Annotated in this window: 21 protein-coding genes; 15 read left to right on the top strand and 6 right to left on the bottom strand. The window is 48.5% G+C overall.

Annotation, left to right across the window (positions count from 1 at the left end; translation table 11 throughout):
- Nucleotides 1-104 precede the first annotated feature (104 nt).
- Nucleotides 105-2,366: a carbamoyltransferase HypF gene (gene hypF, locus BN3349_RS06745; protein ID WP_040976587.1), complete on the bottom strand. Its 2,262-nt coding sequence runs from the start codon at nucleotides 2,364-2,366 to the stop codon at nucleotides 105-107.
- Nucleotides 2,367-2,377: 11 nt separating this feature from the next.
- Nucleotides 2,378-2,653 carry a hydrogenase maturation factor HybG gene (hybG, locus tag BN3349_RS06740; RefSeq protein WP_040976586.1) on the bottom strand — a complete coding sequence of 92 codons (276 nt, stop codon included), beginning with the start codon at nucleotides 2,651-2,653 and terminating at the stop codon, nucleotides 2,378-2,380.
- Nucleotides 2,654-2,984: 331 nt separating this feature from the next.
- On the opposite strand from hybG, the gene BN3349_RS06735 reads away from it, so the two are divergent.
- From BN3349_RS06735 to yedF, 14 genes are all read left to right on the top strand, one after another.
- Nucleotides 2,985-3,584, top strand: coding sequence for a 4Fe-4S dicluster domain-containing protein (locus BN3349_RS06735; protein WP_040976585.1), 600 nt, complete (start codon nucleotides 2,985-2,987; stop codon nucleotides 3,582-3,584).
- A gap of 30 nt (nucleotides 3,585-3,614) precedes the next feature.
- Entirely contained in the window at nucleotides 3,615-5,636 is a 2,022-nt protein-coding gene (hyfB, locus tag BN3349_RS06730) for a hydrogenase 4 subunit B (protein ID WP_040976584.1), read from the top strand.
- A gap of 10 nt (nucleotides 5,637-5,646) precedes the next feature.
- Entirely contained in the window at nucleotides 5,647-6,609 is a 963-nt protein-coding gene (locus tag BN3349_RS06725; RefSeq protein WP_040976583.1) for a respiratory chain complex I subunit 1 family protein, read from the top strand.
- A 9-nt stretch (nucleotides 6,610-6,618) separates the two neighbouring features.
- On the top strand, nucleotides 6,619-8,055 hold the full coding sequence (locus BN3349_RS06720; RefSeq protein ID WP_040976582.1) for a hydrogenase 4 subunit D: 1,437 nt from the start codon (nucleotides 6,619-6,621) through the stop codon (nucleotides 8,053-8,055).
- A gap of 9 nt (nucleotides 8,056-8,064) precedes the next feature.
- Nucleotides 8,065-8,703, top strand: a complete 639-nt coding sequence (hyfE, locus tag BN3349_RS06715) for a hydrogenase 4 membrane subunit (RefSeq protein WP_040976581.1) — start codon at nucleotides 8,065-8,067, stop codon at nucleotides 8,701-8,703.
- A gap of 4 nt (nucleotides 8,704-8,707) precedes the next feature.
- Entirely contained in the window at nucleotides 8,708-10,249 is a 1,542-nt protein-coding gene (locus tag BN3349_RS06710) for a hydrogenase 4 subunit F (RefSeq protein ID WP_040976648.1), read from the top strand.
- 15 nt (nucleotides 10,250-10,264) lie between these two features.
- The gene (locus BN3349_RS06705) at nucleotides 10,265-11,995 is read left to right on the top strand and encodes a hydrogenase large subunit (RefSeq protein WP_040976580.1); all 1,731 of its coding nucleotides are present in this window, start codon (nucleotides 10,265-10,267) and stop codon (nucleotides 11,993-11,995) included.
- A gap of 11 nt (nucleotides 11,996-12,006) precedes the next feature.
- Nucleotides 12,007-12,579, top strand: coding sequence for a formate hydrogenlyase complex iron-sulfur subunit (locus tag BN3349_RS06700; protein ID WP_040976579.1), 573 nt, complete (start codon nucleotides 12,007-12,009; stop codon nucleotides 12,577-12,579).
- Nucleotides 12,576-13,352, top strand: a complete 777-nt coding sequence (locus tag BN3349_RS06695) for an NADH-quinone oxidoreductase subunit B family protein (RefSeq protein ID WP_040976578.1) — start codon at nucleotides 12,576-12,578, stop codon at nucleotides 13,350-13,352. Before BN3349_RS06700 ends, BN3349_RS06695 begins: the two co-directional genes overlap by 4 nt.
- Before the next feature lie 9 nt (nucleotides 13,353-13,361).
- Nucleotides 13,362-13,769 (top strand): formate hydrogenlyase maturation HycH family protein, encoded by a 408-nt coding sequence (locus BN3349_RS06690; protein ID WP_040976577.1) that lies wholly within the window; start codon nucleotides 13,362-13,364, stop codon nucleotides 13,767-13,769.
- Nucleotides 13,762-14,223, top strand: coding sequence for a hydrogenase maturation peptidase HycI (gene hycI / locus BN3349_RS06685; protein ID WP_032109720.1), 462 nt, complete (start codon nucleotides 13,762-13,764; stop codon nucleotides 14,221-14,223). Before BN3349_RS06690 ends, hycI begins: the two co-directional genes overlap by 8 nt.
- 100 nt (nucleotides 14,224-14,323) lie before the next feature.
- Nucleotides 14,324-16,480: a formate dehydrogenase subunit alpha gene (gene fdhF / locus BN3349_RS06680; protein WP_503102587.1), complete on the top strand. Its 2,157-nt coding sequence runs from the start codon at nucleotides 14,324-14,326 to the stop codon at nucleotides 16,478-16,480.
- A gap of 242 nt (nucleotides 16,481-16,722) precedes the next feature.
- Nucleotides 16,723-17,940 carry a selenium metabolism membrane protein YedE/FdhT gene (gene yedE, locus BN3349_RS06675; protein WP_040976575.1) on the top strand — a complete coding sequence of 406 codons (1,218 nt, stop codon included), beginning with the start codon at nucleotides 16,723-16,725 and terminating at the stop codon, nucleotides 17,938-17,940.
- Between the two features lie 18 nt (nucleotides 17,941-17,958).
- On the top strand, nucleotides 17,959-18,228 hold the full coding sequence (yedF, locus tag BN3349_RS06670; protein WP_040976574.1) for a sulfurtransferase-like selenium metabolism protein YedF: 270 nt from the start codon (nucleotides 17,959-17,961) through the stop codon (nucleotides 18,226-18,228).
- Between the two features lie 87 nt (nucleotides 18,229-18,315).
- On the opposite strand, the gene hypA is transcribed toward yedF, so the two are convergent.
- The 4 genes from hypA to prfB form a co-directional block, all read right to left on the bottom strand.
- A complete protein-coding gene (hypA, locus tag BN3349_RS06665) occupies nucleotides 18,316-18,657 on the bottom strand; it encodes a hydrogenase maturation nickel metallochaperone HypA (protein WP_040976573.1) in 342 nt (113 codons plus the stop codon).
- 30 nt (nucleotides 18,658-18,687) lie between these two features.
- Nucleotides 18,688-19,926 carry an MFS transporter gene (locus BN3349_RS06660; protein ID WP_082024888.1) on the bottom strand — a complete coding sequence of 413 codons (1,239 nt, stop codon included), beginning with the start codon at nucleotides 19,924-19,926 and terminating at the stop codon, nucleotides 18,688-18,690.
- Between the two features lie 223 nt (nucleotides 19,927-20,149).
- On the bottom strand, nucleotides 20,150-21,661 hold the full coding sequence (lysS, locus tag BN3349_RS06655; protein ID WP_040976572.1) for a lysine--tRNA ligase: 1,512 nt from the start codon (nucleotides 21,659-21,661) through the stop codon (nucleotides 20,150-20,152).
- 65 nt (nucleotides 21,662-21,726) lie between these two features.
- Nucleotides 21,727-22,825 (bottom strand): peptide chain release factor 2 gene (gene prfB / locus BN3349_RS06650; RefSeq protein WP_101430485.1). Its coding sequence is split into 2 segments (ribosomal slippage): nucleotides 21,727-22,749 and nucleotides 22,751-22,825, totalling 1,098 coding nucleotides; the frame shifts between segments, so codons are not numbered across the junction.
- Nucleotides 22,826-23,080: 255 nt separating this feature from the next.
- On the opposite strand from prfB, the gene dsbC reads away from it, so the two are divergent.
- Nucleotides 23,081-23,767: a bifunctional protein-disulfide isomerase/oxidoreductase DsbC gene (dsbC, locus tag BN3349_RS06645; protein ID WP_040976571.1), complete on the top strand. Its 687-nt coding sequence runs from the start codon at nucleotides 23,081-23,083 to the stop codon at nucleotides 23,765-23,767.
- Nucleotides 23,768-23,771: the final 4 nt, after the last annotated feature.

The following is a 23,771-nucleotide window of genomic DNA, read 5'->3' as shown; positions in this document are numbered from 1 at the left end:
CCGCGGGTTAAATGAATACATCTTGCAAGCATAACGCTCGCTGCCTTGTCGCGGCATATTTTCGTGCTTTGGTTGCACATAACTTGGCATTATCATCGCCGTTATTATCGGCTTGCCGCAATTACCGCCTGTCCCAGACTCAGCCCGCCGTCGCCCATCGGGAATTGGTGAGCGCTGAGAACGTTAAAATCCTGCAAATTATCTTTTAATAAATGCCGTAATAACTGATTGTGCATCACGCCGCCGGATAACACCACCGTACGGCATTGATGGCGTTGCGCTTGACGGCGTGCCAGCTCGGCGAAGCCTTGCGCCAGCGCATAATGAAAGGCAAAGGCTTTGTCTGCCGTATCGGCGCGGTAATTTAACCAGCTGTGCCAGAAGCAGGCGAGATCCAGCTTATTGTCGCGCAACGGCATGCGGACCGGAATTGTCACCGCGTGCGACGGATGCTCGGCAAACGGCGATTGCGCGGCGATCACTTCCAATCGACAGGCGGCTTCACCTTCCCAAGAAATTGTCGGCGGCGCAATGCCTAAGCCGTAGGCAATGGCGTCGAAGAGGCGAGCAGCGGAGGAAATCGGCGGGCAGTTAATGCCGCGTACAATGGCACGGCTTAATAATTGCCAATCATAATCGGCACAGCTTTGTGCGATGATGGATTGCCAGTCGGTGACAAAGTGCTGCAAATGGGCAAGCCAGTTGCGCCAAGGCTGTGTTGCCGCCAGATCAGCGCCGGGCAATGCAACGGCGGGCAAGCCGCCCAAATAGTGACAATGACGGTAATTCACCAATAAACATTCGCCGCCCCAAAGCTGCCCATTTTCGCCCATGCCGATGCCGTCCAATGCCAATCCGATAACGTTTTCATCGCAATGATGTTCTGCCATGACGCTGACGATATGGGCGTGATGATGTAATATTTCGACCGCCATAATGTATTGTTGCTCGGCGAGCCGTTTGCCGATGGCGGAGGAAACATAACCCGGGTGCGCATCCACGGCAATCCGTTGCGGTTTAAACTGATAAATCTGCTGAAATAAGCTCAGATTCTCGCGTAATTGTGACCGCACTTTTTCATTGGCGGTATCGCCGATATGTTGGCTGACCACTGCATGATCGCCGCGTAGCAGGCAGAAGGTATTTTTCAGATCTGAGCCTAGCGCCAGTACGTTTGCGCAGTTCGGTAGGGTCAGCGGGGTTTCGTCCGGCACATAACCGCGGGCGCGGCGCAAGGTTTCCACGCCATCAAAGGCGACGCGCAATAGGCTGTCGTCGGCGCGCTGTAAAATGTCACGGTTGTGACAAAGGTAAAAATCCGCTAAATCCGCCAGATTTTCCACCGCACTTTGATTATCCAGCACCGGCGGTTGACCGCTCGGATTGGCGGAAGTCATCACCAAAGGGCGGTTAACGGCGCGCAAAATAAGGTGTTGCAGCGGATTGCTCGGCAGCATAACACCGATTTCCTGCAAGTGCGGTGCGATTTCGTCGGCAAGCGGTGGCACTTTACGTTTATCGAGCAGCAAAATTGGCGCGGCGGTGCCGGTTAACAGGGTGATTTCTTGCGGGCTTAGGGCTGACAGCACATTTAAATCCGGCACCATGACCGCCAGCGGTTTGCTCGGGCGATGTTTGCGCGCACGCAACAGACGTACCGCATTCGGATTGGTGGCGTCGCAAGCCAGGTGAAAACCACCCAGCCCTTTGAGCGCGATAATGCTGCCTTGCTGGAGTAAAAGTGCGGTCTGTTTTAACGCTGTTTCGCGCTCGGCAAGTATGTGCCGTTGATCCTGTAGCCAAATATGCGGACCGCAAACCGGACAGGCATTGGGCTGGGCATGAAAACGGCGGTCGGCGGGATCTTGATATTCTTTTTCGCATTGCGGACAAAGCGGAAAATCCGCCATGGCGGTGTTTTTTCGGTCGTAGGGAATGGCTTTGATAATAGTAAAGCGCGGTCCGCAATGGGTACAGTTGGTGAAAGGATAATGATAGCGGCGATTGTTCGGGTCGAATAAATCCGCCAGACAATGCGGACAGGTGGCGGCGTCGGGAATAATTTGAGTATCCATTTGAGTTTGTTCGCTTTCCCGAATGACAAACGCGTTGTCGGGAACTTGCGACCAGTCCCTTTCGTGGCGGATGATTTCGGTAATTCGTGCCAGTGGCGGAAGTTCGCGTTGTAGCGCGGATAAAAACTGTTGCACTGCCTCGGGGGCGGGGCTAGAAAAGCGAATCAGCACCCCTTGACCGTCGTTATTGACATCGCCTGTCAGCCCATATTGGTTGGCTAGCCGCCAGACGAAAGGACGGAACCCCACACCCTGTACTTTACCTTTAATGCGTAATTCAATCCCTTGCATAAACCGTTCCGTTATTGTTGGTTTAAACCGAGGAAATCACCCACTTCGTGTTCCAGTTGACTCATGGCGATTAAGGCTTGCTGAGTCTGTTTGGCTTCTTCTTCATCAATGATTGTCATGGCAAAGCCGACATGCACCAGCACCCATTTACCGAGCAGGGCTTGCGGATCCTCCTGGCAGATTAATGTAATATTAACCTCTCGTTTTACCCCGCACACATCCACTACGGCAAGCTGCAATGCGCTGTCCGCCACCTGAACGATTTGCCCCGGAATACCTAAACACATAATTTATCCTTAGTTGGGATTGAAATGAGAATTTTTCGTTTGCTATTGCTGTGCGATAGCCTGCTGTCGGGCGGTGATTTTATCATATAAATTTTTGCAGCGATATTTAAACTGGTTCGTCGATAACATTTTATTAAATTTTAACTAATTGTTTTAGCATGAAATTATATTGTTTTACATTCATCTGGGGATTTTTTACTAATCGTGAAAATCTTTATGATCTGAATCAAAATTTTCAATATTCTTTCTTGAGCTTTAATTTTTGACAGGAGTATCCTTATAAACTGAGTGGTTATTATAACAAGTATCTATTTTGTTTAAGGGGGAGAGTATGAACCGTTTTGTGATCGGTGATCCGCAAGGGTGTATCGGCTGCAATACCTGTATGGCGGCTTGCAGTGAAGTACATAAAGCCTTCGGGCTACAGGCGCATCCGCGCTTGGAAGTGATGCGCAATGAGGATATTACGGTGCCGATTTTGTGTCGTCACTGCGATGATGCGCCCTGTGCCACGGTGTGCCCGGTACATGCGATTACGCATAAAAATCAAACCATTCAGCTCAATGAAAGTCTGTGTATCGGCTGTAAGCTGTGTGCCATTGCCTGTCCTTTCGGCGCTATTACCCAGCACGGCAGTTCGCCGCTGGATATGCCGGTTTATTACGAACATTTTTCTTTTCAGGATGCCGTCGCCCGTGATATTCGCACTGCGCCGGATAATACCGATCTACATAATATGCTGGCGTGGCAGCCGGGCGTGCGTGCCGTTGCAGTGAAATGCGATCTGTGCTATTTCCGCGCGGACGGTCCGGCCTGCGTGCAGACTTGTCCGACTAAAACGCTGTTTTTAATCAGCGACGAAAGTATGACACAAGCCAATAAAACGAAACGGGAACAGGCAATGACCGCATCGCCTGCGATTGCAAAATAAATTATCTCGTTTTAATCAATGGAGTGAATTATGAGTTATCCGATATCTGTACTCATCGCTGCCTTGTTGATTTATCTCGCCGGTGCGTTCGTTTCGCTCTGTGTCAGCCGAAACGAGCAACTTTCAATCAATATAGCCGGCGTGACCGGTATCATTGGTGGAGCATTGGGCATCATTGCCTGCGCCCCCGTGTTAATGAGCAGCAACCCCGTCATTGAGGTATTCCAAACACCTTTCGACTTTGCCCGATTTACTTTCCGTATAGACGGACTCGCCGCCTTTATGGTGTGCGTGATTTCACTGCTGGTGATCGTTACTGCACTGTATTCTTTCTCTTATGTGCAGGAATACAAGGGCAAAGGCGCTGGCTGCATGGGCTTTTTTATGAACCTTTTTATCGCTTCTATGATTGCTTTGGTGGTCTGCGATAATGCGTTTTATTTTCTGGTATTTTTTGAAATGATGTCGCTGGCGTCCTATTTTCTGGTGCTGACCGAACAGGATGACAATGCGGTGAATGCGGGATTGTTATATTTCTTCATCGCTCATGCCGGTTCCGTTTTGATTATGATCGCCTTTTTTATTTTCTATTGCTATGCCGGCAGTTTTGAGTTTGAGGCGTTTCGTCACACCGTGCTATCCGAACCGCTTGCCTTTACTGTGTTTATACTGGCATTTCTAGGTTTCGGCGCCAAAGCTGGCATGATTCCGCTACACGGCTGGCTGCCGCAAGCTCACCCGGCAGCGCCGTCTCATGCCTCTGCTTTAATGTCGGGGGTGATGGTGAAAATCGGTATTTTCGGGATCATCAAAGTCGGTATTGATTTACTAGGTGCAACAAGTTTATGGTTCGGCGTGATTGTGTTGGGCTTCGGCGCGGTGTCTTCTGTGCTAGGCGTACTGTATGCGCTTGCTGAACATGATATTAAACGCCTGTTGGCTTATCACACGGTAGAAAATGTCGGCATTATTATGCTGGGCGTTGGTGTCGGTATGATCGGCATAGCGATTAAACAGCCTGTGCTGGCGGTGGTCGGTTTGCTCGGCGGTTTATATCATTTATTAAATCATGCGGTATTTAAAGGACTGTTATTTCTCGGCGCGGGTTCGGTAATGTATCGTCTGCATACCAAGGATATGGATTTAATGGGCGGTCTAGGCAAATTAATGCCTTATACTGCATTCTGTTTTCTGATCGGCACCATGGCGATTTCTGCCTTACCACCGTTTAACGGGTTCGTGAGCGAATGGTTTACTTACCAATCTTTGTTCAGTTTGAGTTTGGAATCGCATATCGCGCTTAAATTGGTCGGTCCGATTGCGATCATTATGCTGGCATTAACCGGCGCCTTGGCGGCATTATGTTTCGTCAAAGTATATGGTATCAGTTTTGGCGGTATGCCGCGCAGCGAGAAAGCCGCGCAGGCGCGTGAGGTGCCGAAACCGATGCTGGCGAGTATGGCATTGTTGGCGCTGTGTTGTGTGTTGCTGGGCGTCGGCGCCTCGGTAATTACACCAATTATTGCGCAAATTGCGACCGCACTTTCCCATAGCCAATCATTCCCGCTGGCGGAACAGGGCATTTTGGTCTCTTCCGACCGACCTTATACCGCACTTTCCATGCCGTTGCTGACAATAATGCTGGTTGCGTTTTTCTTGCTGCCGTTGGGCTATTATGCGCTGACCAAAAAAGCTCGCCCTGCCGCTCGGGCGAAAGGTAATCCGTGGGCGTGCGGTTATGCTTATGAAGCGGATATGTCGGCCTCTGCAAGTAGTTTCACCCGACCGTTGCGTACGATATTTAAACCGCTTTATACCATTCGACGTACGATGGATCCTGCTCCGCTCGGACAGAAAGGGATAAACGCTGCAATTCATGGTGCGAGCAAACTAGAACCGGTTTGGGAAGAAAAAGTCACTATGCCGATTGCACATTGTATTCCACGACTGGCACAGAAGCTGCAATGGCTACAGGGGGGCGATTTCCGCATTTACTGCGTATATTTCGTGATTGCATTGGTGATACTGCTATTCACTACGGCGATAGTGTAAGGAGAGAACGATGATGACATTACCTTCAGAAATCGCTACCAACGGCACTATGTTCCTACTGGCGGTGTTGCAAGCGTTGCTATTATTGCTGCTGGCGCCGCTGTTTTCCGGTCTTTCGCGTCTGATCCGCGCCCGGATGCAGTCCCGTCGTGGCGCAGGGTTGTTACAGGATTATCGTGATATTGCCAAATTAATGAAGCGGCAGAATATTTTGCCGGATAACGCAGGTGTGGTGTCTAAGCTCATGCCTTATGTGCTTATCAGTTCGGTGCTAGCAGTTGCGATGAGCCTGCCACTGTTTACTCTGACTTCGCCGTTCGGTGCCGGCGGAGATTTAATTACGGCAATTTATTTGTTCGCACTGTTCCGTTTCTTTTTTTCCATTGCTGGTTTAGACAACAACAGTACGTTTTCAGCCTTGGGCGCCAGCCGCGAAGTGACGCTAGGAGTGTTGGTGGAACCGGTGTTAATGTTGGCATTGTTAGTGATTGCGCTGATTGTCGGTTCTACCAATTTCGGTGTTATCAGTACCGCACTGGCGACCCAGCGCTGGGCATTGCCGGTGGCGACTATGCTAGCGCTGATTGCCTGCGCGTTTGCGGTATTTATCGAAATGGGCAAAATTCCCTTTGATCTGGCGGAAGCCGAACAAGAATTGCAGGAAGGACCGCTGACGGAATATTCCGGTCCGGGGCTGGCATTGATTAAACTCGGTCTGAGTTTGAAATCAATGGTAGTTGCAGCGATTTTAGTTAGCGTGCTGTTGCCCTTCGGCGCTGCACGGGAGATGAGCGTAAGTGCGGTGATTTTCGGCATAGTTTTCTTCTTTGTCAAACTGACCGTTGCCTATGTGCTCGCCTGTGTTGTCGAAAACAGTTTAGCACGTACTCGATTTATGCTGACCGGGCGTTTTACCGTGGTTGGCTTTGGCATTTCGGTGCTGGCGTTTGTGTTTTATTTGACCGGATTGTAAGGGGGAAAAATGGAATCTTTAGCTCTAATTACAATCATTTTACCTTTTGCTGGCGCCGTGCTGGTGGGGGCGAATAAGAAAAGTTTTGCGAAAATGGCGACGATTATCGCCGCACTTACCAGTTTATTCAGTCTTTTGCTGGCGCAGCAATGGTATGCCTATGGTCGGCAAGCCATTACCTATGATCTGGTTGCATTTGGGCAAACCGTGATTTTTGGTATTACACTGGATGCCGTCAGTACCTTGATCTGTTTTGCAGTGGTTGCGCTCGGTTTTTTGATTATTCTGTATTCCTGCGGTTATTTAACCGACAAAAACCGCGAACATCCGCATAATGGGCTGCCGCGCTTTTATGCGCTGTTGCTGGTTTTCGTCGGCGCCATGGCAGGTTTGGTGCTGTCTTCCACATTAGTGGGGCAGCTGTTGTTTTTTGAAATTACCGGTGCCTGTTCTTGGGCGTTGATTAGTTATTATCAGACCCCGAAAGCGATGGCTTCTGCCATGAAGGCGTTAATTATTACCCATGTTGGCGCTATCGGTTTATATCTTGCCGCCGCGTTTTTATTCAGTCGGTCCGGCACTTTTTCCCTCAATGCGTTGGCGCAGCTTGAGCCTAGCACAAAAACAATCGTGCTGTTTGGAGTAATGTTTGCCGCTTGGGGCAAATCGGCGCAGCTGCCGATGCAAATCTGGCTGCCGAACGCGATGGAAGCGCCGACTCCGGTGAGTGCCTATTTGCATGCCGCCTCAATGGTTAAAGTCGGCGTGTATATTTTTGCCCGTGCCGTGATGTCCGCCGGTGACATTCCGCATATCGTCGGTGAAGTCGGTATGTTCATGGCGATGATCACCTTAATTTACGGATTTTTAATGTATTTGCCGCAGACCGATTTGAAACGCCTGCTGGCATATTCCACCATTACTCAGCTTGCTTATATTTTTATCGGGCTGTCGTTAGCCGCATTGGGTTCCAAGCTCGCTTTTATCGCTGCCATCGCCTATATTTTTAACCATGCTTTTGCGAAAAGTCTGTTTTTTCTGGTCGCCGGTTCGTTAAGTTATGCCACCGGCAGCCGCATAATGCCGCGCTTGCGTGGGATTATGCGCACTCTGCCGTTGGTGGGAGCCGGATTTGGGATCGCTGCATTGGCGATTGCTGGGGTGCCGCCGTTTAACGGATTTTTCAGTAAATTTCCACTGTTTGCAGCGGGTTTTCAGTTGGGCGGTGAATATACATGGATCACCGTGCTGATGGTTATCGCGCTGCTTGAAAGTATCGCGACCTTTGTTTGGCTGTTGTACAAATTCGGGCAATGTGTAATTGGCGCACCGTCGGAAGATGTGATAAACGCACAGCCATTGCCGTTTTCTATGCGAATTGTGCTGATAACGTTGATGATCATGTCGGTATTGTCCAGTGTGATTGCCGCATGGTGGCTGAGTTAAGGGGGAATTATGTTGATAATCAATACATTAGCAGGTTTGCTGATTCTGACATCGTTGTGCGTGATTGGCGCGAAAACGGCGCACAAGTCCGCCGGCTTTTATGCACTGCAATCTTTTGTATTGGTGCTGCTGTTTGTGTGTCTGGCGCATGAAATGCAGGCGCATGAACTGTATATGTGGTCGATTGGCGCGTTTATCACTAAGGTGCTATTAGTGCCGGCGCTGTTATTTTACGCCACTAAAAAATTAGACGAGAGTACCACGCCGCGGGGGATGAACCGCGCATGGCTGTTGCCTATTGTCGCGCTGATTGTAGTGCTGTGTTATTGGTTGGTCGTACCGATTGAACTGCCGCTATCGGCGCATTTAAAACCGGTGCTGTCGGTTTCGCTCAGCCATTTTTTACTCGGCTTGCTGTGTATCGTCAGTCAGCGCAATATTCTTAAGCAGGTGTTCGGTTACTGCTTAATGGAAAATGGCTCGCATTTAACCTTGGCGCTGCTGGCGAATAAAGCGCCGGAGCTGGTGGAAATCGGGATTGCCACGGACGCTTTGTTCACCGTGCTGATTATGCTGCTGTTGGTGAATAAAATTTACCGCAAAATCAATACGCTGGATGCGAAACAACTGATGGAATTAAAGGGGTGAGATGATGCTTGAATTAGGATGGATCTACGGGTTATTAATCGCGCCGTTATGTGTTTCTATCGCCTGTTTTATTGCAGCCAACATAGAAAATCGTAAATTTTGTACCGCACTTCATATTACCGGGCTTGTATTAATGTTTCTTTTCAGTCTGAAAGTCATCGCCGGTGTACTAGCGTATGGTGCGTTAACAGCGTTAGGTGAGTGGATTTATATCGACAGTCTGGCGGCGATTTTTATCGGTTTGATCGGTATCGTTGGTGTGCTGGCAGGCACGTATTCTATCGGTTATATCAATACCGAAGCGGCGCAAGGGCATATCGACGGGCAAGGCTATGCCCGTTATTACGGATTTTTGCATCTGTTTTTCTTTACCATGCTGGTGTCGGTGACGACCAACAATCTGATTTTAATGTGGGTAGGTATTGAGGCGACGACGCTAAGCTCGGCATTTTTGGTGGGGACTTATAAGCACCGCAGCTCGCTGGAGGCAGCGTGGAAATATATCATTATCTGTTCTGTCGGGGTGGCGTTCGGGCTATACGGTACGATTCTGACCTTCTCCGATGCTAACAGTCTGCTCAGTGATCCGACGCAAGCGATTTTCTGGTCTGCCATTAATCAACAAGCCGGCGGATTGAATCCGACTTTAATGCACCTGGCGTTTGTGTTTATTTTAATCGGATTCGGCACCAAGTGCGGTCTATTTCCGATGCATACTTGGCTGCCGGATGCTCACAGTGAAGCGCCAAGCCCGGTGAGTGCCATTTTATCCGCCGTGTTGCTGAACTGCGCGATGTTGGTGGTGCTGCGCTATTATATTTTAGTGTCAAAAGCGGTCGGACCGGACTATCCGCAAACTTTGTTATTGGTGTTCGGATTGTTATCGACCGGTATCGCATCATTTTTCATCATTATGCAGCATGATATTAAACGCAAACTGGCTTACCACAGTATAGAAAATATGGGGTTGATCAGCTTCGCTTTTGGGTTGGGCGGTCCTATCGGAATGTTTGCCGGGCTGCTGCACACGATTACGCATAGCCTCGCTAAAGCCCTATTGTTTTGTGCCTCGGGCAATATTTTACTGAAATACCGATCGCGGGATCTGCGTTATGTGCGCGGTATGTGGAAGGTGGCACCGCTCACCGCCGTATTATTTGCTGGTGGGGCGTTGGCTTTAGGTGGCGTGCCGCCTTTCGGGATGTTTGCCAGTGAGTTTGCCATTATCGTGGCAGGTATTTACACCGGCAATGTTTGGTTGGCGGTGCTTTGCCTGATTTTCTTAACCATCGCATTGGCAGGATTGACGACCATGCTGCTGAAAACAGTGTTGGGGCAACCGACGGAAGGGGTTGAAGCAGGTGAAACCGATAAAACCTCTTTGGTGGTTATGGCAGTTTATTTATTGTTGCTATTAATGATGGGCTTATATCTCGCTGAGCCGCTCCTGCAATTATTGAAAAATGCGGTAGGCATTATTCTGGGACAGGAAAGTGTGGCTTTCGGTGATATGTTGATTCTGCCTTGGCAGCGTTTCGGTCAGTAGTGCGGGGGAATAAAAATGGAATTAAGCAAAAATACAACGATTGATCCGAGTAGCATGCTCGGCAAAAATTATCTTGCGGCGGTGAGAGCAACATTTCCGGATACGGTGCTGGATGAAGCATGGTCAACGCCGAATCAGGTCACTTTAACCATAAAAACCAATATGTTGCCTGATGTTGTCAGCTATCTTTATTATACTCACGAAGGCTGGTTGCCATTGGTATTCGGCAATGATGAACGGGCGATACACGGCAGTTATGCAGTGTATTACGTGCTGTCTATGGAAGGGGTGGTAAAAACATTCATCACTATTAAGGCGTTGGTGGATCCCGTTTCGTTAGAATTTCCGTCGGTAACGCCGAAAGTGCCCGCCGCAGTGTGGGGAGAACGGGAATTGTTTGATATGTACGGTTTAAAAGCCGTCGGGCTGCCGGATCAGCGACGTTTGGTCTTACCCGATGACTGGCCGGATGATTTGCATCCGCTGCGCAAAGATGCCATGGATTATCGGTTGCGCCCCGATCCGACCACGGCGACCGAAACCTATGAATTCATTAACGAAAAAGGCGAGGCGCGAATTGTGCCGATCGGACCGTTACATATTACTTCCGACGAACCGGGACATTTTCGCCTGTTTGTGGACGGTGAAGATATTATTGATGCGGATTACCGTCTGTTTTATGTGCATCGCGGCATGGAAAAACTGGCGGAAACCCGCATGGGTTACGACGAAGTGACTTTTCTGGCAGATCGGGTTTGCGGCATTTGTGGTTTTACCCACAGCGTCGCTTATGCCAATTCGGTGGAAAATGCCCTTGGGTTGGTGGTACCGCCGCGCGCGCAATGGATTCGAGCTATTTTGCTGGAAGTGGAACGGCTACACAGTCATTTGCTGAATATCGGGCTGTCTAGCCATTTTGTCGGCTTTGATACCGGGTTTATGCAGTTTTTCCGCGTACGGGAAAAATCCATGACATTGGCGGAAGTATTGACCGGTGCGCGTAAAACCTATGGTATTAACCTTATCGGCGGTGTACGGCGCGATATGCTCAAACGTCAGCGGCAGGAATGTATTACGCTGATTCATGCTATTCGAGACGGCGCTAAAGAACTGGTGGATATTTTGCTGAATACGCCGAATATTGAACAGCGCACGGTGAACATCGGTCGGTTGGAAAAACAGATTGCTCGCGATTATAGTCCGGTTGGTCCTATGGTTCGTGGTAGTGGCTTTGCCCGCGATGTGCGCAAAATTCATCCGTTTTCCGGTTACGGTGAGGTTCCCTTTAAGATTTTTACCGGCGATAACTGTGATGTGATGTCACGCCTTTCCGTGCGGATTCAAGAATTGTTTGAAAGTATTAATATTATTGAATATATGGTGGATAACTTACCGAACGGCGACTTGCTGGCGGAAGGCTTTACTTATAAACCGGGGCGTTTCGCCTTAGGTATTACCGAAGCACCGCGCGGTGAAGATGTGCATTGGTCGATGTTGGGTGACAATCAGAAACTGTATCGCTGGCGTTGTCGGGCGGCGACGTATGCCAACTGGCCGGTACTGCGTTATATGTTGCGCGGCAATACGGTATCGGATGCACCGCTGATTATCGGCAGTGTGGATCCATGTTATTCCTGTACCGACCGCGTTACGGTGGTGGATGTGCGTAAACGGCAAGCTAAAACCGTCGAATATAAAGAAATCGAACGTTACGCCGTCGAACGCAAAAATTCACCGCTGAAATAGGGAGAGTGATGATGTTTAAGTTACTTAAAACGGTATTTAAAACGGGCGATGCCACAACCAAATATCCCTTTAAACCTTATGCGGTCGATCCAAATTTTCGCGGTAAACCGGAACTGAACGCCGCACAATGTATTGTATGTGGTGCCTGTACCCTTGCTTGTCCGGCCAATGCACTGACAATGCGCACCGATGCACAAAACGGCGAGCGTACATGGTCGTTGTTTTTGGGACGTTGTATTTTCTGCGGTCGTTGCGAAGAAGTGTGCCCGACTAAAGCTATTCGCCTCAGTCAGGATTTTGAGCTGTCGGTGCGCAATAAACAGGATTTGTATCAGGAAACCACCTTTGCTACGGTGAACTGCCAGCAGTGCGGTAAGCCTTTCACTTCTTACAAAGAACTCAATTATACCGTTGAGCTGATGAAACAAAATGCGGATAACCCTGAATCGGTTGCACAAAAACTGGTGGTATTGCATACCTGTCCGGATTGCAAACGGCATAACAGTTTGGAAAAAACCGCGGATATGGAAGCGCATATGCGCCTGAAACTGGCCATGTTTAAGCAGCAGGGAGGGATGAAATGAACACACAGATTCCGATGCCGGTAAACGGTATTTCCACACCGTTTAGCGTGGATGAGCAATTGGCGAAAATGAAACAAACGCTGTTGAAAGACATTCGGCGCTCCGCTTATGTGTATCGCGTAGACTGCGGTGGTTGCAACGGCTGTGAAATCGAAATTTTCAGTACCATTACGCCAACATTTGATGCCGAGCGTTTCGGTATCAAAGTAGTGGCATCGCCACGTCATGCAGATATTTTGCTGTTTACCGGTGCGGTGACCCGTGCCATGCGCACTCCGGCGATGCGCGCTTATCAGGCAGCACCTGATCCGAAAATCTGTATTTCTTATGGTGCCTGTGGTTGCGGTGGCGGTATTTTTCATGATCTGTATTGCGTGTGGGGCGGTAGTGATCAGATTGTGCCGGTCGATGTGTATATTCCGGGCTGTCCACCAACCCCAGCAGCGACCATTTACGGGTTCGCTATGGCGCTGGGGCTGCTGGATCAGAAATTAAAAGGCAAACAGGAAAAAGCCGATCCGAACGCACAGGCACAGCTGCGTTTTCCGACGATTCCTTATGATTTACGCGTTTGTCTGGAGCGTGAGGCGCGCCGGCTGGCGGGGTATCGGCAGGGCGGCGATCTGGCGGATCATTTTATGTCTATGATGACGGAAAAAAGCGAGGTGCCGTTCGGGGTGCGTTTGGGCGAATATTTGGAACGCGAAGGGGACCCGCGCCTCAGTGAGATCCTAAACCGGCTGCACGCCATTAGTATGCCGTTTTCCGGATAAGGATAAATGATGACGACACAGGTTATTTTTTATTTATTAAACCAACGTTTTGTGGAAAACGATGAACAGATTCCGGCGCAGGCACAGGAAGTGATGTACTACTCGCTGGCAATCGGACACCACGTCGGGGTGATTGATTGCTTTAAAAAGCTGCTGGTGTGCGATGAGTCGGAATACCGACGGTTTGTGGACAGTTTTGCCGAAGGAGAGGCAAAACGCAAGCTGACAGGTTTGCTGCGTTTCGGCGAAATTGTGATCGACAGCAGCCATGTGGCTCTACTGGCAAAAGCGATTGACGACAACCGAGCGCATTTTGACCCGCTGCACCGGCAATGGGCGGATACTCTGATGCAAGCGCTGGCGGCAATTCAGAAAGAACCGGTGATGTATATTATGGTGAAACGACGTGATGAATAACGAAAATCTTATGTTGGCAGTGGGGAATGTCATGATGGGCGATGACGGCGCAGGGCCGTTGCTGTATCGCCTGATGCAGGAAAAAACTATCGAAAATTGGACCGCACTTGATGGTGGTTCGGCTCCGGAAAACAGTGTGCATACCGTGCGTGAATTAAGACCGAAGCGCCTGTTGATCGTGGATGCGGCGGATATGGGGCTGGCACCGGGTGAAATCCGAATTATCAATAAAGAGATGATTGCCGAGATGTTTTTTATGAGCACCCACAATTTGCCGCTGAATTTTTTAATTGAACAATTGGAAGAAGATATTGAACAGGTTATTTTTTTAGGTATTCAGCCGGATATTGTGTCGTTTGCTTTTCCGATGACAGATAAGGTGAAAAGTGCGGTGCATTTTATTTATGATTTTTTACAAAATCAGGGGGATTTTGCAACGCTTACGGCGTTGTAAAAATAATAAATCTGAATGGTAATACATTGTTCTATAAACGATTATTTTAATTCAGAAATAAAATTACAACTGAGCATTAGCTTAACCATTAAGGACGTACATGATGAAAAAAGTGATTACTGTCTGTCCGTATTGCGCCTCGGGTTGTAAGATCAATTTATTGGTCGAAAACAACAAGATCGTGGGGGCGGAAGGTGCAAACGGCAAAACCAACGAGGGCGAACTCTGTCTTAAAGGCTATTATGGCTGGGACTTTGTTCATGACACCAAAATTTTAACGCCGCGTTTAACCCAGCCGATGATCCGCTATAAACGGGGTGAGGCCTTTACGCCGGTCAGCTGGGAGGAAGCGATTTCCTATACCGCCAAGCGTTTACAGGAAATCAAGCAAAAATACGGCAACGAATCTATTATGGTTACTGGCTCATCGCGCGGGCCGGGCAATGAAGTCAATTATGTAATGCAAAAATTCGCCCGTGCGGTATTGGGCAATAACAATGTTGACTGTTGCGCACGTGTCTGACACGGCCCTTCTGTAGCAGGTCTGCTCAAATCGGTCGGTAACGGCGCAATGTCCAACTCCATTGTTGAGATTGAAGAAACTCAATGCGTATTTATTTTTGGTTATAACGCCTCCACATCACACCCTATTGTGGCGAGACGGATTAACCACGCCAAACAAAAAGGCGCGAAAGTGATTGTCTGTGATCCGCGTAAAATAGAAACCGCGCGTATTGCGGATATTTACGCCCCACTTGCGAATGGCAGCAACGTGGCGTTTTTAAATGCCATGATGCATGTCATTTTAGAAGAAAACCTTCAGGATCAAACCTTTATTGATGAGCATACGGAAAATTTCGACGCCTTTTATGAGGTGGTGAAAGCCTATACGCCGGAAAGCACACAACATATCACCGGCATTGAACCGGCAATGCTGCGCGAAATTGCGCGCACTTATGCGAAAGCGGAAACCGCCACAATTTTGTGGGGCATGGGTGTTTGTCAGTTCCGCCAGGGAGTGGAAACCGTGCGCGCGCTGGCAAGTCTTGCCATGTTGACCGGTAATCTGGGCAAACCGAACGTGGGGGTTAATCCGGTGCGCGGTCAGAATAATGTGCAGGGCGCTTGTGATATGGGCGCGTTGTTCAATACATTGCCGGGTTATCAGCGCTTGGATGATGAACAGGCGATGGCAAAATTCGCTAAAGCATGGGGTGTGCCGGCATTAAATCCGAAACCGGGCGTGCCGCTTAGTGAAGTGCCGGAAGCGATTATGGAAGATAAAATCAAAGCGTTTTATATTATGGGGGAGGATACCTTGCAGACCGAACCCGATGTAAATGCGGTGAAGAAAGCTTTTGAAAAGCTGGAGTTTCTGATTGTGCAGGACATTTTTATGACTCAGACCGCCGCGGAAGCCGATGTGCTGTTGCCGGCAACCTCTTGTGCCGAACATGAGGGCGTGTACAGTGCGGCGGATCGCGGTTTTCAACGTTTCTATAAAGCGGTGGAACCGACCGGCGATGTGAAAGACGACTGGGTGATTATCAGCGAAATCGCCACCGCCATGGGCTACCCGATGCACTACAATAACACGCAGGAAATCTGGGATGAGCTGCGAGGCTTGTGCCCGATTTATAAAGGCGCAACCTACGAAAAAATGGCCGGGTTGGGCTATATTCAGTGGCCTTGTACCGATGAGGGACCGCAGGATCAGGGCACCAGTTATCTATACAAAGGCCAGATATTTGATCGCCCGAACGGCAAAGCTGAGTTTTTTGCTACCGATTGGGCGCCGCCGATGGAAGAGGTCAGCGAAGAATTCCCGTTGATTCTCTCTACCGTGCGTGAAGTAGGGCATTATTCCTGCCGTTCTATGACCGGCAACTGTCGCGCGTTAGCGGCGCTTGCCGATGAACCGGGATTCGTACAAATGAACGATCAGGATGCCGCCGCACTCGGCATTAAAAATAACGATCTGGTGTGGATTGCGTCGCCGCGCGGGAAAGTGATTTCGCGTGCTGAGGTGAGTAGCCGTACTAACCAGGGCGCCTGCTATATGACTTATCAGTGGTGGATCGGCAAATGTAACGAACTGACCGCCGAACATTTGAATCCGGGTTCCAGAACGCCGGAATACAAATACAGCGCGGTGCGCATCGAAAAAATTGACGATCAGCACTGGGCGGAACGTTATGTGGTGACGGAATACGCGAAGTTAAAAACGCGTTTAAAACAGACCGCACTTGTGGCTTGATGCCATAAAGATGATGTTGTATTACGGGCGAACTTGACGGTTCGCCCGATTTTTTTCTGTTCAATTATTTGCCCGACGCGCAAATTTGGTTATAATCCCTTTGCCTCACCGCATTCATTGATATATCGCAAGTCTTGTGTATAGGAAATGATCAAATCAAATTGGTTGTGTGACTCAATTTCAGTTTTTTCATCATATACCTTTCTTGCAAATCGTTAACTTTTCTTAGGATTTAAGAACTTATGTTAGAGATTTGGCAACAGTTTAAACAAAATTATCTGATTAAATATTGGAATCCTGTCGTGGCGGTGATCGCCGCAGGGCTGATTTCCGCTTATTATTTCGGTGTTACCGGCACTTACTGGGCAGTGACCGGCGAATTTACCCGTTGGGGCGGTCATGCGCTGCAAGCCTTGGGCGTGGATGTCACGCAATGGAGCTATTACAAAATTATCGGCATGGACGGTACGGTATTTACCCGTATTGATGGCGTGATGATTTTAGGCATGTTTGCCGGCTGTATTTCGGCGGCGTTATGGGCGAATAATCTCAAGTGGCGCAATCAGCCGCATAAACGTCGCATTTTGCAAGCGTTGGTTGGCGGTGCGCTGGCGGGGTTCGGTGCGCGTCTGGCCATGGGCTGTAATCTGGCGTCGTTGTTTACTGGTATTCCGCAGTTTTCCGTACACGCCTGGTTTTTTACTATCGCCACGGCAATCGGTACTTATTTCGGGGTGAAATTTACCTTGCTGCCGATGTTTCGGGTCAAATTACAACTGAAAAAAGGCGCGGCAAAGCTACAAGAAACCGATCCGAAACGAGCTGCCCGCCGGTTTCGTCTCGGTATGCTGGTGTTCTTCGCGTATTTTATTGCCTCGCTGTATGTGATGCAGTCTTCTGTCAAATTGGGCTTTGCTATGTTATGCGGTTTGGCATTCGGTTTACTGATTGAACGAGCGCAGATTTGTTTTACCTCCGCCTTCCGCGATTTATGGGTAACCGGGCGGGCATATATGGCGAAAGCGATTATTTTCGGCATTCTCGCTGGTACTATCGGCGTCTTTTCTTATATTCAACTCGGCGTTCCGGCAAAAATCATGTGGGCGGGACCGAATGCGATTATTGGCGGATTACTGTTCGGTTTCGGCATCGTGCTGGCCGGCGGTTGCGAAACTGGTTGGATGTATCGCTCGATGGAAGGGCAGGTGCATTTTATGTGGGTTGGTGTCGGCAATGTGGCGGGTTCGACGCTGCTGGCGTATGTGTGGGACGATATCGCGCCGGTGCTGGCGTTGGATTATGACAAACTGAATTTACTGAAAGAATTCGGTCCGGTAGGCGGATTACTGGTGAATTATGGATTATTGATTGTGTGCTTAATTGCCGTACTGTGGTGGGAAAAGCGTTTCTTAGCCAAAGCAAAGGCTAAAATAGCCAACACATCAATTAATTTGGCTTAACTGATAGGAGAACTGACGATGGCATTTACCGTTATACAAAAACTAGACAAAGATCCGAAAGAGATTACTCCGGATTATACCTTGGACACCTTGGGCGAGCCTTGCCCCTATCCAGCGATTGTCATGCTGGAAACCATGCCGCAACTGCAAAAAGGCGAAATTCTTGAATTGCTGAGCGATTGTGCACAGTCGATCAATAATATTCCGATTGATACTAAAAATCACGGATATACTTTATTGAGCGTGGAGCAGGACGGCACCAAATTACGCTATTTGATCCAGCGCTAAAACTAAAGCGGAGAACCGTTCGGGTTCTCCTCTAATTATCGGAGGAGAATGAGATCGCAAAAGTGCGGTTAAAAAATCGCATGTTTTTTATTTCACTGCAATTTCTTTAATACGTAAATCGTCTCCGCCTTGTTTTTGCAAATGAATACTGCCGCATTGCGGACAGGCGTCTTGGTGACTTTGAATTTCCACCATCTGCTCACAGTGCCAGCAATAGGCGAGAGCAGGGACGGGGACGAAATGAATCTTGCAGTTTTCCATTATGGTGTTTTTGCAGCTTACCTCAAAGCAAAATTCAATGGCTTGCGGCTCCACGCAGGAAAGCGGACCAATTTCTAACCAAATATCTGTGACTTTTTTCACCTGATGATGACGGCATTGGGTTTCCACAATTTCCATGATGTTTTGAACGAGTGACATTTCGTGCATAGTTTTTCCTAATCAGCGACAGTATACATTTTAATCGGTTTTTTCATCACATTTGATATTAGACTTCGCTTGAAGTGCGGTCGAAATTTCAGAACTTTTGCCCGCCGGGGCGCCGTTGTTATTTTTCTCCTGTCCGCTTTTAAGCCAATACGAAAATGCCAAACCGAATAGGCTCAACACGCATAAGGTTTGTAACGCAAGTTGAATTCCGTAGTGATCGGCAAGCCAACCTACAATTGGTGAGAATACCCCACCCATGGTGATGCCTAAACCTAACGTAATTCCCGCGGCAAAACCGACACTTTTGGCTAAATAAGTTTGTCCGAGTACTACAATTGGGCTGTATTGTGTGAATACGCCTAAACCGAGCGGTATGAGTAATAACAAAGAAAGCCATAACGTTTCGCTTTGCGTGAAAATAAAAATGGTCGGGAGGAAAATTACATAGGCATAACGAATAACGCGTACATAACCTAAGCGGTCGGACAGCAAACCGCCGAGGAAGGTAATCAGCACCCCGACGGATAAGAATAAGGTTAACGCAAGGTTGGCATCGGTTTCTTTTTGGTGCAGAACGCTAATCCAGTAAATAGGAATAAACGCATTAAGTACCGTAAAGTTAGTCGCGCGCACAAAGATAATAACCGATAATTTACTGAAACTTTGCCAGTCGTTTTTAAGCTCGGCGGCTAAGTTCACTTTTTTGTTATTTGAGTGTTTAACACCGGTTAATTTAGGTAATTGTAAAAACAGAATGAGAGCGATGAGGCTGTTTGTCAAAGCGAAAAGACTTAATGTATGCTCGTTAAAAATATAAGCCAAGCCAGCCAGCATTGGACCTATCGCAAAACCCGCATTACCGCCTACAGCAAAAATACCCATCGCTTTGCCTTTTTGTTTTCCTGACATACGATTAACCAGCCGCGCCCCTTCCGGGTGAAATAAGGCAGAACCGATGCCGGCAATCATCGCGAAAATAAATAAGTTTTGGTAAGAATGTACGAACCCCATGGCGGCAATACAACATCCTGACAACAACATGCCCAGAGGAATCAGCCAAGGCATCGAACGTTTATCCGCTAGATAACCGAACAAAGGCTGCGTGACGGAGGCAAGCGCGGTATTGGCAAAGATCAATCCCCCCGCTTCTTGGTAACTCAATCCGTAATTTTTAATCAACAAGGGTAATAAGGCAGGCAGTGCACCTTGCGCCATATCGGTAACTAAATGTCCGACGGCGGCAAGATAAATGGCAAATTTATTCTGCATAATCAATCCTGTTTAAGAGAGCGGCTCATTCATTTCGCATTTGATTATCGAAAATCGTAGCGAAGTTGTATTGTAGGCTTTCGATTAGCTGTGAAATTGAAATGTGCGTATATTGTATCGCGTTATTGTCGCAGGTCTATCGATCATTCAAAAAAGTGCGGTCGTTTTTTACGACGTTTTTTATAAAAAATCGGTATCCGCCGGATACCGATCTTATTTATTTTTAACCTTTGTGTTTCATCGCCGGGAATAAAATCACATCGCGGATTGATGCCGCATTGGCAAACAACATTGCCAGACGGTCGATGCCCAGCCCTTCACCGGCTGTCGGCGGTAAACCGTGTTCAAGTGCGGTCACAAAATCATCGTCTTTGAACATGGCTTCGTCATCGCCGGCTTCTTTTGCGGCAACCTGCGCATCAAAGCGTTCAGCCTGATCTTCGGCATCGTTTAACTCGGAGAATCCGTTGCCGATTTCACGACCGCCGATAAACAGCTCGAACCGATCAGTCACCTCTGGATTATCATCATTGCGGCGTGCCAACGGGGAAATTTCCGCCGGGTGTGCGGTTAAAAATGTCGGTTGGATTAAGTGATGTTCCGCCACTTCTTCAAAGATCGCGTTGACCAAACTGCCCAAACCCCAAGATTTCTGTACTTCAATGCCTAATTTGGCGGCGAGCGCTTTTGCCCGTTCCAAATCGTATAAATCTTCTTTCACAATGCCTTGGTCCGCGCCGTATTTTACCACCGCTTCGTGCATGGTAATCCGCTCGAACGGTTTGCCGAAATCAAATTGGTATTCGCCGTAAGGCACCAGCGTCGTGCCCAGAATATCCAGCGCCAGTTTGCGCAGCAATTCTTCGGTATTATCCATTAAATCATGATAATCGGCATAGGCCTGATAATATTCAATCATGGTGAATTCCGGATTATGGCGTACGGAAACCCCTTCGTTACGGAAATTGCGGTTTAATTCAAACACCCGCTCAAAACCGCCAACCACTAACCGTTTTAGATAAAGCTCAGGGGCGATACGCAGATACATATCAATATCCAGCGCATTATGGTGAGTGACGAACGGACGTGCCGCCGCGCCGCCGGGAATCACTTGCAACATCGGCGTTTCCACTTCGATAAAGCCTTTATTGATGAAATAGTCGCGGATGCCAGCAATCACTTTAGAACGAATAATAAAGGTGCGACGGGATTCTTCGTTGGAAATCAAATCCAAATAACGCTGGCGGTAACGAGTTTCCTGATCGCTTAAGCCGTGGAATTTATCCGGCAGCGGACGCAGTGCTTTGGTCAGCAGCTGCACGTCATGCACCTTGACGGTCAGTTCATTGGTTTTGGTTTTGAATAATGTGCCTTTCACACCGACGATATCGCCCAAATCCCAGTTGCCCACATCGTCTTTATACACGCCCTCCGGCAGATTATCGCGCGCTACGTAAAGCTGAATGCGCCCACTCATATCCTGTAAGGTAATAAAGGTGGCCTTCCCCATGGCTCGACGGGTCATAATTCGTCCGGCGACTTTTACTTCGATTTGCTGTGCTTTCAGCGCTTCACCGTCGATAGTGTCATACTGCGCATGCAGATCTTGTGCTAAAGCATCGCGGCGGAATGTGTTCGGGAACGCGTTGCCTTTTTGGCGCAACGCGGTGAGTTTTTCACGGCGAACTGCCATTTCACCATGAAAATCAAGTTCTGAGGTTTGTTGTTGTGACATTGTTATGACCTTAAATATTGGTTTGAATTGATTTGCGGCAGAGCATTGCGACCTGCCTGTTATGTTTATAATCCTGCTTTTAAACTGGCTTCGATAAAGCGATCCAGATCGCCGTCCAGTACCGCTTGGGTGTTGCGATTTTCCACACCGGTACGCAAGTCTTTAATCCGCGCGTCATCTAGCACATAGGAACGAATCTGGCTGCCCCAGCCGATGTCGGATTTAGTGTCTTCCAGCGCCTGTTTTTCTGCATTTTTTTTCTGTAGTTCCATTTCGTATAACTTGGCTTTCAGCTGTTTCATACACTGATCTTTGTTCTTGTGCTGGGAGCGGTCGTTTTGACATTGCACCACGATGCCGCTTGGAATGTGCGTAATGCGCACCGCACTTTCGGTGCGGTTAACGTGCTGACCGCCGGCGCCGGAGGCGCGATAAACGTCAATGCGCAAATCTGCCGGGTTAATGTCGATATCAATATCGTCGTCGATCTCCGGGTAAACGAACACCGCACTGAAAGAAGTATGCCGGCGATTGTTGGAGTCAAACGGGCTTTTGCGCACTAAGCGGTGAATGCCAGTTTCGGTACGCAACCAACCGAAGGCGTATTCGCCCGAGACGCGAACCGTCGCGGATTTAATGCCGGCGACATCGCCGTCGGAGACTTCCATTAATTCGGTTTTAAAGCCTTTGCTTTCCGCCCAGCGTAAATACATACGCAGCAGCATTTCCGTCCAGTCTTGCGCTTCCGTACCGCCGGAACCGGCTTGTAGATCCACATAGCAGTCGGCACTGTCGTGTTGTCCGCTGAACATGCGGCGAAATTCTAGCCCGGCAAGTTTTTGTTCCAGCTCGGCAAGCTCGGCAAGGGCTTCATTGAACGTGTCTTCGTCATCGGCTTCGATGGCAAGTTCCAGTAGACCGTCCACATCTTCCAGCCCTTGCTCCAGATTTTTGATTGTATCGACCACCGTTTCCAGAGCGGCACGTTCTTTGCCCAGCGCCTGTGCCTTTTCCGGCTGGTTCCATACATCGGGTTGTTCCAGCTCGGCGTTGACTTCTTCTAAGCGTTCGACTTTTACCTCAAAGTCAAAGATACCCCCGGAGCACCTGAGTACGCTCGGCGAGGTCGGCAATTTTATTTTTAACCGGGTTAATTTCAAACATAAAAAAAGATTTCCGTTAAGATAATTAAGCGCCAAATTATATGCTATTTCGGGAAAATTTAATAGAGGCGGCGGAGAATTCCTTTGTCCCGGTCGACTTGTTAGCGGTTGCAGCGTTGTGCATTGCGACCGCTGGGGTCAACGGCGATGGAACGGGTGGCAAAAGTGCTTTACCGAATTAGCTTGTTTTGTCCGATTGTGATAAAATTCCGCCGCATTTTAGTTTTAGGATGTTGCATTAGGGGAATCTATAATTATGAAAAAAATATTGACCGCACTTTCATTTGCGTTGTTGTCTTTAGGGGCAAGTGCCGATGATACGGCGATTAAAACGCAATTAAACAAACTCGGCGCGTCCGAGATTGAAATCAAATCTTCTCCGATTAACGGATTGAAAACCGTGATCACCAATGAAGGCGTCTTTTATATTTCCGAAGACGGTCGCTATGTGCTGCAAGGGCAGCTTTACGAGCTGACGGATAAAGGACCGGTGGATTTAAGCGGACGAATGTTGGTGGATAAATTAAACGCCTATCAACACGAAATGATCGTTTATCCGGCAAGCAAACCGAAACATACCGTCACTGTATTTATGGATATTACTTGCCATTATTGCCATTTATTACATCAGCAGATTAAAGAATATAATGATTTAGGCATTACTGTGCGTTATCTGGCGTTTCCACGCAGTGGCTTAAACAATAATACGGCGAAACAAATGGAGGCGATTTGGACGGCGAAAGATCCGGTATTTGCGCTTAATGAAGCGGAAAACGGCAATTTACCGCAGGAATTGAAAACCCCGAATATGGTGAAAAAGCACTATGAACTGGGCGTGCAGTTCGGCGTGCGCGGCACACCGAGCATTATCACCGAAAGTGGCGAGGTAATCGGCGGCTATCTGGAACCGAAAAAATTATTAGAGGTATTGGAAGGGAAATAGTTTT

Origin of the sequence: Necropsobacter massiliensis, assembly GCF_000827595.2 — a bacterium.
Taxonomy (GTDB): domain Bacteria; phylum Pseudomonadota; class Gammaproteobacteria; order Enterobacterales; family Pasteurellaceae; genus Necropsobacter; species Necropsobacter massiliensis.
The sequence above is the reverse complement of the archived record's forward strand: the minus strand, read 5'-3'. Positions and strand labels throughout refer to the sequence as shown.

Excerpts from the sequence above, each read along its gene's own strand:
- hyfE (WP_040976581.1), top strand. The coding sequence starts at position 8,065 with ATGTTGATAATCAATACATTAGCAGGTTTGCTGATTCTGACATCGTTG.
- BN3349_RS06700 (WP_040976579.1), top strand. The coding sequence starts at position 12,007 with ATGTTTAAGTTACTTAAAACGGTATTTAAAACGGGCGATGCCACAACC.
- BN3349_RS06710 (WP_040976648.1), top strand. The coding sequence starts at position 8,708 with ATGCTTGAATTAGGATGGATCTACGGGTTATTAATCGCGCCGTTATGT.
- hybG (WP_040976586.1), bottom strand. The coding sequence starts at position 2,653 with ATGTGTTTAGGTATTCCGGGGCAAATCGTTCAGGTGGCGGACAGCGCA.
- hypA (WP_040976573.1), bottom strand. The coding sequence starts at position 18,657 with ATGCACGAAATGTCACTCGTTCAAAACATCATGGAAATTGTGGAAACC.
- hyfB (WP_040976584.1), top strand. The coding sequence starts at position 3,615 with ATGAGTTATCCGATATCTGTACTCATCGCTGCCTTGTTGATTTATCTC.
- dsbC (WP_040976571.1), top strand. The coding sequence starts at position 23,081 with ATGAAAAAAATATTGACCGCACTTTCATTTGCGTTGTTGTCTTTAGGG.
- BN3349_RS06735 (WP_040976585.1), top strand. The coding sequence starts at position 2,985 with ATGAACCGTTTTGTGATCGGTGATCCGCAAGGGTGTATCGGCTGCAAT.
- BN3349_RS06690 (WP_040976577.1), top strand. The coding sequence starts at position 13,362 with ATGACGACACAGGTTATTTTTTATTTATTAAACCAACGTTTTGTGGAA.
- yedE (WP_040976575.1), top strand. The coding sequence starts at position 16,723 with ATGTTAGAGATTTGGCAACAGTTTAAACAAAATTATCTGATTAAATAT.
- BN3349_RS06660 (WP_082024888.1), bottom strand. The coding sequence starts at position 19,926 with ATGCAGAATAAATTTGCCATTTATCTTGCCGCCGTCGGACATTTAGTT.
- BN3349_RS06720 (WP_040976582.1), top strand. The coding sequence starts at position 6,619 with ATGGAATCTTTAGCTCTAATTACAATCATTTTACCTTTTGCTGGCGCC.
- BN3349_RS06705 (WP_040976580.1), top strand. The coding sequence starts at position 10,265 with ATGGAATTAAGCAAAAATACAACGATTGATCCGAGTAGCATGCTCGGC.
- BN3349_RS06725 (WP_040976583.1), top strand. The coding sequence starts at position 5,647 with ATGATGACATTACCTTCAGAAATCGCTACCAACGGCACTATGTTCCTA.
- lysS (WP_040976572.1), bottom strand. The coding sequence starts at position 21,661 with ATGTCACAACAACAAACCTCAGAACTTGATTTTCATGGTGAAATGGCA.
- BN3349_RS06695 (WP_040976578.1), top strand. The coding sequence starts at position 12,576 with ATGAACACACAGATTCCGATGCCGGTAAACGGTATTTCCACACCGTTT.
- hypF (WP_040976587.1), bottom strand. The coding sequence starts at position 2,366 with ATGCAAGGGATTGAATTACGCATTAAAGGTAAAGTACAGGGTGTGGGG.
- yedF (WP_040976574.1), top strand. The coding sequence starts at position 17,959 with ATGGCATTTACCGTTATACAAAAACTAGACAAAGATCCGAAAGAGATT.
- hycI (WP_032109720.1), top strand. The coding sequence starts at position 13,762 with ATGAATAACGAAAATCTTATGTTGGCAGTGGGGAATGTCATGATGGGC.